Genomic DNA, 13,178 nt, shown 5'->3' on the forward strand with positions numbered 1-13,178 from the left:
ATCTACGCCTTTGCGGGCAGTTCCACCTGGTCCAAAATCCCCTGCAATTCCGCAATAATAACCCCGTAATTGCTCATGGGAATTCCCTGTCGGCGGCACTCTGTCACCCGGCTGAGCACGTACTTGCGATTGAACATGCAGGCACCGCAGTGAATAACAAAATCATACCCCGTCAAATCCCGGGGAAAATCTCGTCCCGCTACGATTTGGATATCAATGTTCTCCCCGAGTTTTTTCTTCAGCAGGCGAGGAAGCTTTACCCGGCCGATATCCTCAGCCAGTGGCCGATGCGTACAAGCTTCCGCAATTAAGATGCGGGCATCCGCTGGCAAATCAGCCAGCTTTTTAGCGGACTTGGTGAAATAATCAATATCCCCCTTGTACCCCGCAAACAGCACCGAAAAGGAAGTCAATCTGCTCCCAACCGGTTTCTTTTCAAAAACCGTACGGAATACCTGGGAATCGGTGATAATGAGCTGTGGCGGCTCCTTTAAAAGCGCCAAGGTACTATCCAATTCATCCGTAGTACAGCAGAGCACATGGCATTTCCGGTCCAAAAGTTCCCGCAGCGTCTGCACCTGCGGCAAGATAAGCCGCCCCTTCGGTGCCTGAATATCCTGGGGCATCACCAATAGTACCGTATCCCCCGCATCACAAAGGCCTCCAGTAATGCTTTGCTCCTCGAAATCCTCAGGCAGTTGGCGAATCAACTCATCCCGTACTTTGTCAATGCCAATGCCGTCAGCCGAGCTGACAAAAATCGCCGACAGCCCGGTTTCATCCTTTACCTTTGCCGCCAAGGCCTGTCCCTTATCTGCCAGCGTGTCAATCTGGCTGATGACGGCTACCACGGGGGTCTTTGCCTCGCGGAACTTCTTTACCCACGCCAGTTCTTCCATCATATCCGCATCATGGAAAAGCACTAGGGCAATATCCGTTTCCGCCGAAGCTTTCTCCGTCTTCTGTACCCGAAGCTCACCGAGTTTGCCTTCATCATCAAAACCAGCCGTATCGATAAATACCACCGGCCCGATGCCATGAAGTTCCATTGCCTTGTATACGGGATCCGTAGTAGTTCCCGGCACATCCGATACCGTAGCAATTTCCTGTCCCGTAAGTGCATTGATAAGGCTGGACTTGCCGCTGTTACGCCGCCCAAACAGTCCAATATGCAGGCGATTCGCCCGCGGTGTATCATTAAGACTCAACGTCCTTCACACTCCTCTTTCTTCCATTTTGTTTAGTATAGCATACTCCATTCCAAATATGATACACTATATCTATCGAAAATCTGCAAACCGTAAAGGAGTTTCCTATTATGAGTGATTATACGAATTTTCAAGTCGGCGAACCCTTCCCGCTGCCCATCAAGACTCAGCAGGACGGCGGCATGTTCCAGGTAGACGCCAACGGCTGCATGTTCATCCTCCAGCTGTCCCACACAGATATCATTGCCATTGAGGCCTTCCGGACCGGTAAAATGGAACTGGGCCTCTACGAACAGGACGGCCTGCTCTTCTTCCTCTACCAAATCGACGGCATCTTCAAAGAGGGCTGGGGCGATGCGCCCTTCTCCCTCTCCGGCATAAAAGATGAGCTCATGCCCACCGAAAAAAGCCTGCGGGATTCCGTCATTCACCTCTACCTGGTCGACACCACGCTCCAGATTCTGCTGGCACAGCGCGATATCCAACTGAATGATAAATTCATGAGCATCATCCGCAAGCATGTCCAAAAGCAGCAGCAAAAGCCCATCTCACCAGAAGCCTACCGGAAAAAAGTCCAGCAAATCTGGGCAGCTAAGACCTCGGCAGCCATGCGGGAAAAAGCCAGTGCTATTCAAGCGGTCAAAATGGATATTTCCATTCCTCAGCCACCAAAAACACTGAACTAAATCAAGACATTAAAAGGGCGCCGCTCAAAGGATAATCGAGGGCGCCATCTTGCATATTTGTTACGCGACACCTACAGCCACGTTGATATCATTCTCACGGCTATCAAGCCATTCAGCTACTGCCAGATACTCCGCAGACTTGCGATCTGCCGAAGCGAGGCCGACCACGTCATGATGTTCAGCATAGTCCTGGAAATTGGTATGTCCCATAAGTCTAGCTGCCTTCGTGAACTGTTTTACGCGGACCGGAATAAATACATCTTCCATCCACTGGGAATAAATCTGTACTTTCATGATAATCACTCCTTGTATCAACACTCTGACTGTAATTGATCAAATTGATGAAATAACCATCCACAGCTTTTCAACCAATTAACAATCATGCAAGTACAATCCGCTGTCTTTGCCGTCTTGTTACAAGTTATTTCGTTATTATCATGAAAAAACTTAAGCCTCACGTAACAAATATGTAAAACTTATTCAATTTTTCTATTTATATTTTACTCGCTTCCGAGCATCCTGTCAATATTATTGTGCGAATATTTTTATTAGTATAAATATATAGTATGTTATCAGCCAAGGTCGATAACTTTTCGTTGTTTTCCTACCAATTGGAGGGTAGTGGTATAACCAAATTGTTTGACGTACTCCACCGCCTGCTGATTATAGGCACCGCAATCTTCCGGCTTGTGGGCATCCGAAGTCGTGATAATGGGCAAATCATATTTAGCCGCGATTTTCATAAAGTCCGGATACGGCGTTATCTCAGCAATGGGGTAACGGTAGAAAGTTCCCGTGTTGACATCGACAATCATATTGGCCTTCTTCATGGCCTTGGCCACCCGCTCTAAGTAAGGGGTCACATCAAAGTCCGGCAAGAACTTGAACAGACGGATGTTAAAGGGGTGCCCCAACACATCGTAGAGACCGGAATCCGCCAACTTCTCGGCCTCCTCCGTGTACCATTCATAAATATCCTGCAAAGAATGCTTCTGCCACTCCGCTATGATTTCGGAACAATCATAGGCCCAACCATGCAAGAAATGGACAGAGCCAATCACATAATCAAAGTCATAGTCCTTCAGGATATCCTTCACTTTCTCCTGGTCCTGGAAATTGCAAACCTCAATACCCGTGCGAACCGTATGTTCCTTTTGCAGTTCGGCCATAAAGCGGAAATAATCATCCAGCGTGTATTTAAATTTATTGGACTTCAACCACTGCTGCTGGAAAGTTCCCATGGCAGAATCGTCCAAAATCAAATCTTCATAATAAAGTTCCTTGAACTCGGGAAAGGTATGGGAGTGCTCCGAGATACCAATTTCTGCTAAACCACGTTCTTTCGCAGCCTGGAAGAATCCCTCAACCCAAGTTTTGTCATAGGAACCCTTTTCGAAATGCATATGGTAATCAATTTTCATTATCATTCCTCCTCATACAAAAAACCTGCAGCCTCATTGTAGCATATCCGCCACCGAAGTTACAGGTTTACATTCATTATTAACCACAAAGGCCCTTATCCATAAGTCTTTGGATTCCGCGCAGGACACCGGCCCTGGCATTGCTATCCGTAGAATACCGGGCCAGCTTTTTGATGTCCGGATGGGCATTTTCCATCGCAAAGCTGTAATCTACTGCTGCTAACATCTCGGCATCGTTTAAGTAATCCCCAAAGGCCGCACATTCCTCCGGCTGTATCTGCAAATACTGCTGCACCTGCTGAACCGCCACTCCCTTGTTGATGTCCGCATTCATGACATCCACCCAATAATCACTAGACAGAACCACCTGCAAGCGACTGCGGAAGGGTGCCAGCAGCGGGTAGATTGTCTTCACCGCATTCCCCGTCGGGTCAAAGAAAGCCGCTTTGATGGGCTCATCCTCGATTTGGGAATAATCCGCTACCACTTCCGAATGGGTATAATATTTATCCAATTCTGCCTGAATCACCGCATCGTGTTCAGACTCCAGTACATAGGCATCCCGTTTGCCACAGAAAATCCGATAAACCGCCGGCTGCTGACCTGCCGCCGCCAATACTTGATGAGTAAGTTCGCGGTCCATGGAACTAGAAAACAACTCCCGGCCCTGATACATCACCATCGTACCGTTTTCCGCCAAAAACAGGAACTCATCCCGATACTTGTCAAAACTGTCCAGCAGCGAAAAATACTGCCGCCCAGAACAGGGTGCAAACAGAATGCCCCGCTCCCGTAACTGGCTGACCATATCGTCAAAACCGCTGGGAAGCTCGCCCTTTTCATCCAACAATGTCCCATCCATATCCGACATAACCAGTTTAATCATAACGGTACTCCTATTGATAAAATTTCGTTCGAAGCATATACTTATTTCGTAACGCATATATTATACCGTAATTCCCGCAGGTTTGCCAATGAAAAAATATCGATTCCTTATAATTTTTTCCAGGAAAAAGGATTCTTAACGCATCGTGAGGAATAATAGGAAGAGAAAAGGTGTATTATGAAGGAGGTACTAAACATGGCTTTTCCAGAGAATATCAAATCCGACGAAGACATTCTGAACGCATTTAAAGTGGTAATCCCTTATATCAATAATATTGTCCGCGAAGATGTTGTCATCGGTCTTACCAATCTCACGGAATATATTGATTATGTAAAAGGCAAGAAACTCGACATCAAAATCGTCCCCGGTATGCCGATCAAAGACATTCCTACCATCCAGGAATGCATCAAGTACGACCGGGTTACCTATGACGACCAGGATGCCAGTGTTTACGGCGTACCTATCAAGACGATTTTTTCTCCGATTCATGGCATAAACGGCAATGTCATCGGTACCATCAGCACGGGCGTAGACATGGAAAGCAACATGAATCTCGTCCGTTCCATTGAAGACATTACCACGGCCACCAAGACCGTCTATGATGCCGTTGAGCAGGTCGCACAGAGTGCTGGAGAACTGGCAAAAGCCGGCCAGCAGTCTGTCGAGCAAGCCAAATTCCTGCAGGAACGCAATGCCGACACGCTGAAAGTCATCGACTTCATTACCAATATCGCCGGTCAGACCAACCTGCTTGGTCTCAATGCCGCCATCGAGGCCGCTCGTGCTGGCGAACAGGGCCGCGGCTTCGCCGTCGTTGCCGAAGAAGTCCGGAAACTGGCTGAACAGTCCCGTGAAGCTACGGAAAAGATTCAGTCCACGCTGGCTGAGATGAATGCCGCCGTCAACGAAATCTCCCGCACGATTGAATCCACTGGCGCCATCAGTGAAGAACAGGCTGCCTCCACCGAGGAAATCACCGCCCATCTGGCACGAGTAACTCAGGCCGCTGAACAGCTCAATAAATTCATCGCTCTGTTTAAATAAAAACGTCAAAAGGAACTGCCTCAAGGCAGTTCTTTTTTTGCAATTTTTTCTCTCCCTATCCAGCAGGAATCCATCACTCTTTATAGAAATTTGCACATATACAACTGCCGTTATATTTCACGTTTTTTCTATACCGAACCTATAAGAAAGGATGTGTACGTATGAAAAAAATCAGTTCCGTGATTGCTGGTATGCTGCTTATGCTATGTACCATATGCATTTCTCCAGTCTATGCCACCGATTATTACATGGGGCAATATTCCAATGGCAACCATGCTTGGCTAATGTCGGATAGCATAAAAATTGGAAACTATCGAAACTTTGAAGTCACGATAAAATCAGTTCGAAATAACGAAGTACGCAATTACATCCATTATGTTTTTTCCGGCGGCGTAGGCCCTAATGGATACATCGAGACGTTCAGCAGTTCTGATGGCCGCAGTGGGGAAATAAATGCCAGCGGCCTCGACCAATGGTCACCCGTCGAACACAATATTTATAGCCACTACCAAACCGTATGGTCGGCACATATAACAGGACATTGACGAAAATAATCCGCTAAGGAGCGTGGTACGTTATGTTGCGAATACTGACATCTTGTTTTTTCGCCCTGCTGCTATTTATCCCTTGTTCAATAGGACAAGCCGATTCGCTATATCCGGAAACTCTCGGCAACGGCAATTATGTTCTGGTCTCCGCCCATCAAGGTGTAGCCAGTTATGCTGATAGAAACTCTGCCGTTATCAAGGAATCGCAGCCTCCTGCCTACATGATTGCTATCAATGTGGTCTACGTTACCTTCTCCGAAGCCTACTGGCAGAAATATGGAACCTATAACGGAGGCCCCTATACCGTAGGCGATACTTCCACCCATTATTATCTTTATAACTACGAAAACAAAAAAATGGCCTCTTACGACGACAGCAACGGCAATTGGTATCTTTGGGATATCAATCGTGACCATTCCTATGCCGATGGAGACCCATTCATCCCTCACACCGCGGAAGTAGCTTTTGTCTCAGCCTGCAAGATGCGTTTTTACAACGATACCATGGGATACAGCCCTAGTCTTCAGCAATATCATCGTGTTATTGATGAAGATTTTTATCGCCGCTTGAACATCTGAATCCATCAAAAAATCCTCGTTGGCTTCTGCTAAGCCAACGAGGATTTTTTCGCAATCATTATATTTTCTTATTTCTCCCCACGACGACCGTGATAGAGGCACCAGGGTTCTTCGGACATGTAGTCACCCTCGTGGTAATAGGCAGCACGGGCGCGGCAGCCGCCACAGGCACCTTTGTAGTTGCAGGTACCACAGCCACCACTATAGTCCAAGGTTCTGAGTTTCTTCAGAACTTCACTGTTTTCCCAGATTTCATCAAAAGGAGTTTCGTGGACATCACCGAGTTCCATATTAAGGTAGGCGCAGGGCTGTACCTTGCCCCGCGGACTGATGATGCAGTAGGACAGGCCTGCCAGACAGCCGCGATGAAAACGGCTCTTATAACCCAGCTGGTCGGCAATGCGCAAGAACTGCGGCGCACAAGTCGGCTTGAGTTCGATGTCGACTTCCTGCTGCTTTTTCATAATGCGCGTAAGCACATTTTCATATTGCTCAGCCCGCAGGGATTCTTCCTCGATAGTCTTGGCTCTGCCCGTAGGCACGAGGAAGAAGAAATGCACGGCTTTTGCGCCAAGTTCCACGGCAAAGTCCACCATATCTTCTACTTCTGCCTGATTCCAGTCCATAATAGTCATGTGAATCTGGAAGGGAATTCCCGCCTCGCGGCAGTTCTTCATCCCCGCCACAGCACCATCCCAACCACCAGGGAAATTGCGGAATTTGTCATGCTTTGCCTTATCCAGTGAATCGAGCGAAATTCCCATGCCTTTCGCCCCAGCCTCTTTAAGCTTTCCAGCTACTTCCGGCGTAATCAGCGTACCATTGGTACCAAATACCGGAATCAAATGCAAATCGGCAGCATATTTCACCAGCTCAAAGATATCCGGACGTGTGAGTGGCTCGCCGCCCGAAAAAATCATGATTTTAAAGCCTGCCTTGGCTATCTCACGCAGGAGTTTTTTTGCCTCCTCCGTGTTCAGCTCTTCCTCGGCCTTGCAGCCTGCATCACGGTAGCAATGCGCGCAGTACATATTGCAGGCATTCGTCGTATTCCAGGATATGATTTTCATCTTATTTGCCCTCCGTCAAACCAATTTCTTCATCGGTCAGATAGCAGGAGGGGTCCGATTCCCAGAAATCGCCCGTGACCGCTTCGGCCCGGGTGCGGAAGTTGCCATTGCAGTTGTCGAGCCATTTACATTTCGCACAGCGTCCCTTGAGCAGTGGCTTGCGGTCTTTGAGCCCTGCCATAATCGGGTTCGATACATCCGACCAGATGTCGCCGAATTTGCGTTCCCGCACATTCCCGAAGGTATGATGCTGCGTGAACTGGTCCGGATGAACATAGCCTAGCGGATCGACTTCGCCAAAGGCAATGCCCGAGCGATTGCCGCCATTCATGGCGATGTACTTCTTAATCTGTGCCGCAGTCTCATCTTCACCAGCCGCCAATGCCTTGAGGTACATATAGACGCCATCGCAGTGATTATCAACCGTCAAGATTTCTTTTTCGAGGCCCCGCTCTTCAAAATCCTTCGTACGGCGAATGATGATGTCCATAGCATGGCGGGATTCTTCCGGCGTAACATCCTGATCCACCATATGCTCACCGCGGCCAGAATAAACCAGATGATAGAAACAAACGCGATTAATATTTTCGCGTTCGATAAAATCAAAGATATTATCGAGCTCCTGGATGTTATGATGATTAATCGTGAAACGAAGTCCGACACGCTGACCTACAGCGACACAATTCTTAATGCCTGCCATCGCCTTTTCATAGGCCCCCTCAACACCACGGAATTTATCGTTGACATCTTTCAGGCCGTCCAGCGAGATACCGACATAGCCCACGCCAATATCTTTGATACGCTGAGCCACTTCCCGCGTAATCAAAGTACCGTTTGTCGAAAGCGTCGGACGGACGCCCTTTTTCTGTGCATACTCGGCCAGCTCGAAAAAGTCTGGCCGGATGAGCGGCTCCCCACCTGAGAACAGCAAAACCGGCACTTTGAAATCTGCCAAATCATCGATGAACTTCTTGGCTTCCTCGGTTGTCAGCTCGTTCTGGTATTTCGATGCATCCGATCCCATATAGCAATGCATGCATTTGAGGTTGCAAGTCTTGGTGGAGTTCCAGACAACCACCGGGCCCATCCCCTCTGCTGCACCATTTCTCATCGAATGCGCATTCTTGGTATAGCGCAAATTGTCCCCAAAATACTCGCGCGCAAATAACAGCTTCGTTACACTAATCATTACTTCCTACACTCCTAAAACATCTAAACACACAATCCAATTATTTTCTCAACCGAATGCCATCAAGAATCAACCGCGTCTTCATCTCAATATTTTCCTGAAACGATATATTCAGTTTGCTAAGCGCTGCTGCCTGATAAATGGAATGGAACATCTCCGCAATAAGCTCTGGCGGTACGTCCTGACGAATCTCTCCGCGTTCCTGTCCTTCCCGCAGGATGCGCTCGTAAAGGCCCTTAAAGCCAGGGGATGCTACTTTGGGCTGCTTATCGCTGCCCTCTGGAAGTCCCGAGTGCTCTGCTGCCGAAATAAACAGCGGCAATACATAACGGTTTTTATCCAAAAAGCACGCGGTAATACGGCAGCCAGCCTCCAAAAGTTCATCGGCTGGACGATTTGCCGCTTTGAGCTCCCGCAAAGCCTCAGCCACCTCGGTTACCATCTGCTGTATCAATTGTACGAGAATCTCTTCTTTGGACTGAAAATAATTATAAAAAGTTCCGATTCCCAAATCTGCCGCGTTCATGATATCTGCCACCGAGGTTTCCTTGAACCCTTTTTGGCTGAACTGCTCTACCGCTGCATCGAGTATCGCCTTGCGGGACTGCAATTTTTTGCGTTCCCGACGCCCCATTTTCTCCTCCATCTCACTCGCTCCTATCCTAAGGCATTTCGTATTGATATATCGTTTGATTTATCTTTTCCTATTCTATTATATCGAAAAATTATCGTAGTGAAAAGATAAAAATGAACTATATTCATATTTCGTGAAATCTTAGCAAAAATCCTTCTTTCTGCATAGTAAAAACCGGACCCATCCTAACGACGAATCCGGTTTTCTTGTCATTTTTGACTTGTCAATTGACCGGTCAATCCTGACGATAGAATTTGAAATTATCTGCTGAGCCCCATTTATCTGGCTTGCCCTGCATTTCAAGACCAACCACAGCTTTGCCGCCTTTGATCTCAACATCCGTTATCTTTACGGTCTGCCATTTATTCCAACCATTATTGGTGATTGGCACTGTCTTCTTCTCCCCATTGTCACCAATGACAAAAAGCTGGAACTTCGAATCATCATATTTTCCCTGCGAGCTGACCTGAACCGTGTATTTTCCATCAGTAAGGCCAGTGACTTCCTGACTCATGGTGAAGTGGTAATTGCCACCACCCCAATAGTGCATGGAACCCTGCCCCTTGGCATCGCCTTTGCCACTGGTCGGCGTAACCGTCCATTTATCGCCTTCGACCGTCCAGCCGGCCAAGGACATCGTCTCGAAATCACCATTTTTCAGGAGATTTGCCTTAGGCTTTATCTCAATATCACAGTCAACAGACTGACCAATTGCTGGGATTTTTCCCGTTACCGTGTAATCGCCATCTTGGTCAAAAACAGGGGCTGCATTTTCCCATGAAATCGGCAGCGTCTCCATATGATCATCCGAAAAAGTAACCAGGACCTGCTCCGGCAGGGAAACTGGAATACCGGCACTGCCCTGTGCATCAAGGTAATCAATATCGCTTACCTTGATTTGCTCAGATTTCAAGCTATAGTCCGTAACATCGCGATAGACATTCCACGATTCCAGCGCCTTGCCATCCTTATCGAACATCGCAAGATTTTCCCAGTTGTTGCCAGCACCAGCTTTCCAGCCAGCCCCTGGCACGGCATACCAGTCTGGTTCCCAATAGAACATTCCCAGTCCACGGCCATTTGGAACGCTTGCTAAATCATTCATGACGCCACGCAGTCCTGATGCCTGCCCCTGTACGGTAGCGGCAAAATTCGAACGGCGTTCCTCAGCCTTGCCATAATGATTTTTTTCCATATCGTAGTTATCCGTAGTGAAACCATAAGCGGTCTCCGCCACTACTACGTCTTTGCCATAACGCGTGGCCATGTCATCAAGATTCTTCTGAAGTGCCGCGAGGGAACCATGCCAGAACGGGTAATAGGAAAAACCGATAACGTCAAAATCATTGACGCCATTATCCTTCACCAGGCGGTCGAAGAACTTGCGATACATCCCATTATCTGCACCATCCGGCAGATGGATCATCAGCTTAATCGAAGGATCGATGTCGCGAACCGCCTTGAGGCCGCTGGACATGAGCTCCGCAAAAGCCTTGCCATTGTCATTGCTCGGCAGCTTGCCGATTGGCCACATCATACCATTGTTGATTTCGTTGCCAATCTGAATCATATCCGGCGTAGCGCCCTGACTCTGGAAGTTCTTTACGACCTTTTGCGTGTACTCATAGACATGCTGTACCAGCTGGTCTTTGTTATCCTTTTTCCAAGCATTCGGCGTATACTGCTGCAGCGGGTCCGCCCAGCCATCGCTGTAATGGAAATCCACCAAGACCTTGAGCCCTAACGCCTTTGCACGCTTCGCGAGTTCGACGGCCCGAGCTTCATCGGTATTGCCACCGCCGCCCAAGACACCGTGTTTGGGATCATTCCAGATGCGAACGCGAATCCAATTGACGCCATGATTCTTCATGATCTGAAGCTCATCCATCTCCGTACCATCGGTATCGTAGAATTTTGCCCCCAGCGATTCCATCTCCGGCAGCATAGATACATCGGCACCCTTGATAAAATCCTCACGCAATCCCGGAATCGGATTGACCTGCACAGCAGCCTCCGACGAGGAAAATCCAAAGCAAAATGTGCCCGCAGCCAATGCCGAAAGCATCAGCGATTTCAACATCGTTTTTTTCATTTTCCTACCTCACCAAACATCAGAAGCTATACGACAATGCGGCCAGCAGGATATCATCATAACGGCCAAAAGTACCGTAATCCCCATCGCCCCAGTGCTTATCATACGGATTGAGTTTATAGTAAGCCAGCTCAAAGTTGGTATTGGACGCCAGCATAATCTGTGTACCAAGCCCCCAACCGCGGGTACCATTCCCCCAGCGGTTATCGCCGCCCTTGAAGGAGCTGTTGCCGCCGGCAAAATTAAGGTGATGGCCCCAGAATACTGAATCAACCGAAGCATTGCCCAGCGCTACATAATCCGCATAGACTTTCCAGGACCCCGGCTTATTCCAATCCATTTTGCCATAGGTAAGACGTGTCCAGAAACCATTTTTATTGATACGGGCATTTCTCGCATCTCCCGTCACCGAGTTGCCCGTGATATTATTGCGGACCCCCTCAGCAATGAGGTTGACCTTGTTGGAAAGCTGGGTATTGACACCAATGGCAATCTGATTGAACTTATAGTCTTTTTCATCCCATTTCGAGATCGTAGTTGTCGTCGCACCATTGAGCTTCTCCTTCAAATTCCCATCAGACGTATCCAAAGCAAAATTCATGCTTTGCTTATCCTGTTCGCTCCAGCCATAGCCCATTACCGTTCCATCGTCTGCCGTCCAGGATTTGCCCTCCATCCAATAATCATGACCATCGGTTCCCTTTACCGTCGCGTTTTCATCTATTCTCGTGTACGTATAATCCAAGCTTGTATTAAACCTAGAGCTGTGTGCCTTCAATTTATCCGTCGTATGCAGCATTGCCACCGTGAACTTCGTAGCCTTGCTAGCCTTGTACTCGGCATTGGCAAAATATGCCGGCATATTCACATCATGCCAGCCTTCGGCTGCCATATCGCCCCATCCAGCCATGAGATTAAACCGCGGGCCGAACTCATGGGATACATAGGCACCGTCCATGGAGTTCTCCCACCACAAGAGGCCCTGGCCAAGGTTAAACTCATTGCGGCCTACTACCAGCGTCGTACCGGCATTCTTCCACTTCAGGCTCAGTTTATCGAGGCGTACCGAGTTCTGGTTGCGATCACTATTGTCCCAAGAGTTAAGATTCGCATTTGCCGGCGTATTATCATACTGGGCACCGCTATGGACAAAGGACGAATCCTCATATTTCAAACGGCCATCTACTACGAGGTTCTTAGCCGGTTCCGCATACATCCCCAGACGCAAGCGTTTCTCGAACTGCTTTTCTTTGCCCGCCTGCGGATTTCCCCAATAAGTATTGGGATGCGTCATCTTATTATCCTTGTTCTGGAAGAAACGGATGCGGGCATCGCCATACCACTTAAAGCTGGACTGCGTCTTTTTGAGATAATTCACATCTTCTTCCACCGCCGTCAGCCGGTCATCAATGTCGCTGAGCTCGCTGGCAAATTCGCGTTTAAGTTTACGAATCGCACCTTTATCCGCTGGTTTTGCCTTGTCGAAGTTCGCCATTGCCTTAGCGACAATTTCTGCCATCTCATAACGGTTCAACGTACGATTGCCATGGAAATAACCATTATCGCCCTCAATAACACCATCTTTGGCCAGCATAGTCACGGCATCATAAGCCCAGTGATCCTGCGGGAGATCCTTAAACGGATTCTTAGCGGCATAACCTGTCGCCGAAGACGTCATAGCCACCGTGGTGAGCAGTGCTGCGGTAAGAACTTTTTTATTCATTTTTCCTCCTAATCCCTAAAACCTTACTTCTTTTATTCTAAAGATGCACCGAAGCCACTTTGTGGAGTTTCGCTCTGATGCATCCTAGCAACCTGTATC

The 13,178-nt window shown here is 48.1% G+C and carries 13 protein-coding genes; 4 read left to right on the top strand and 9 right to left on the bottom strand.

Going from position 1 to position 13,178, the window contains the following annotated elements:
- Positions 1-2: 2 nt before the first annotated feature.
- Positions 3-1,208: a [FeFe] hydrogenase H-cluster maturation GTPase HydF gene (gene hydF, locus BLQ36_RS02145; RefSeq protein ID WP_074513765.1), complete on the bottom strand. Its 1,206-nt coding sequence runs from the start codon at positions 1,206-1,208 to the stop codon at positions 3-5.
- 110 nt (positions 1,209-1,318) lie between these two features.
- On the opposite strand from hydF, the gene BLQ36_RS02150 reads away from it, so the two are divergent.
- The gene (locus BLQ36_RS02150; RefSeq protein WP_074513766.1) at positions 1,319-1,894 is read left to right on the top strand and encodes a hypothetical protein; all 576 of its coding nucleotides are present in this window, start codon (positions 1,319-1,321) and stop codon (positions 1,892-1,894) included.
- A 60-nt stretch (positions 1,895-1,954) separates the two neighbouring features.
- Here BLQ36_RS02150 and BLQ36_RS02155 read toward each other — a convergent pair whose 3' ends face one another.
- The 3 genes from BLQ36_RS02155 to BLQ36_RS02165 all read right to left on the bottom strand — a co-directional run bounded on the left by BLQ36_RS02155 (position 1,955) and on the right by BLQ36_RS02165 (position 4,201).
- Positions 1,955-2,188, bottom strand: coding sequence for a hypothetical protein (locus BLQ36_RS02155; RefSeq protein WP_033171477.1), 234 nt, complete (start codon positions 2,186-2,188; stop codon positions 1,955-1,957).
- A 278-nt stretch (positions 2,189-2,466) separates the two neighbouring features.
- The gene (locus BLQ36_RS02160; RefSeq protein ID WP_074513767.1) at positions 2,467-3,315 is read right to left on the bottom strand and encodes a histidinol-phosphatase; all 849 of its coding nucleotides are present in this window, start codon (positions 3,313-3,315) and stop codon (positions 2,467-2,469) included.
- 79 nt (positions 3,316-3,394) lie between these two features.
- On the bottom strand, positions 3,395-4,201 hold the full coding sequence (locus BLQ36_RS02165) for an HAD family hydrolase (RefSeq protein WP_074513768.1): 807 nt from the start codon (positions 4,199-4,201) through the stop codon (positions 3,395-3,397).
- Positions 4,202-4,396: 195 nt separating this feature from the next.
- On the opposite strand from BLQ36_RS02165, the gene BLQ36_RS02170 reads away from it, so the two are divergent.
- The 3 genes from BLQ36_RS02170 to BLQ36_RS02180 all read left to right on the top strand — a co-directional run bounded on the left by BLQ36_RS02170 (position 4,397) and on the right by BLQ36_RS02180 (position 6,371).
- Entirely contained in the window at positions 4,397-5,245 is an 849-nt protein-coding gene (locus BLQ36_RS02170) for a methyl-accepting chemotaxis protein (protein WP_074513769.1), read from the top strand.
- A 161-nt stretch (positions 5,246-5,406) separates the two neighbouring features.
- A complete protein-coding gene (locus BLQ36_RS02175; protein ID WP_074513770.1) occupies positions 5,407-5,790 on the top strand; it encodes a hypothetical protein in 384 nt (127 codons plus the stop codon).
- A 32-nt stretch (positions 5,791-5,822) separates the two neighbouring features.
- A complete protein-coding gene (locus tag BLQ36_RS02180; RefSeq protein WP_074513771.1) occupies positions 5,823-6,371 on the top strand; it encodes a hypothetical protein in 549 nt (182 codons plus the stop codon).
- Between the two features lie 68 nt (positions 6,372-6,439).
- Here the strand turns inward: BLQ36_RS02180 and nirJ2 are convergent, their stop codons facing one another.
- From nirJ2 to BLQ36_RS02205, 5 genes are all read right to left on the bottom strand, one after another.
- Positions 6,440-7,441: a putative heme d1 biosynthesis radical SAM protein NirJ2 gene (nirJ2, locus tag BLQ36_RS02185; protein ID WP_074513772.1), complete on the bottom strand. Its 1,002-nt coding sequence runs from the start codon at positions 7,439-7,441 to the stop codon at positions 6,440-6,442.
- Position 7,442: 1 nt separating this feature from the next.
- Complete coding sequence (gene nirJ1, locus BLQ36_RS02190) at positions 7,443-8,630, bottom strand: putative heme d1 biosynthesis radical SAM protein NirJ1 (protein WP_033171483.1); 1,188 nt, start codon at positions 8,628-8,630, stop codon at positions 7,443-7,445.
- Positions 8,631-8,670: 40 nt separating this feature from the next.
- The gene (locus BLQ36_RS02195; protein ID WP_033171484.1) at positions 8,671-9,276 is read right to left on the bottom strand and encodes a TetR/AcrR family transcriptional regulator; all 606 of its coding nucleotides are present in this window, start codon (positions 9,274-9,276) and stop codon (positions 8,671-8,673) included.
- Positions 9,277-9,499: 223 nt separating this feature from the next.
- Positions 9,500-11,356 (bottom strand): glycosyl hydrolase 53 family protein, encoded by a 1,857-nt coding sequence (locus BLQ36_RS02200; RefSeq protein WP_074513773.1) that lies wholly within the window; start codon positions 11,354-11,356, stop codon positions 9,500-9,502.
- Between the two features lie 19 nt (positions 11,357-11,375).
- Entirely contained in the window at positions 11,376-13,079 is a 1,704-nt protein-coding gene (locus BLQ36_RS02205; RefSeq protein ID WP_074513774.1) for an S-layer homology domain-containing protein, read from the bottom strand.
- Positions 13,080-13,178 lie beyond the last annotated feature (99 nt).

Source organism: Selenomonas sp. WCT3 (assembly GCA_900100835.1).
GTDB lineage: Bacteria > Bacillota > Negativicutes > Selenomonadales > Selenomonadaceae > Selenomonas_A > Selenomonas_A ruminantium_E.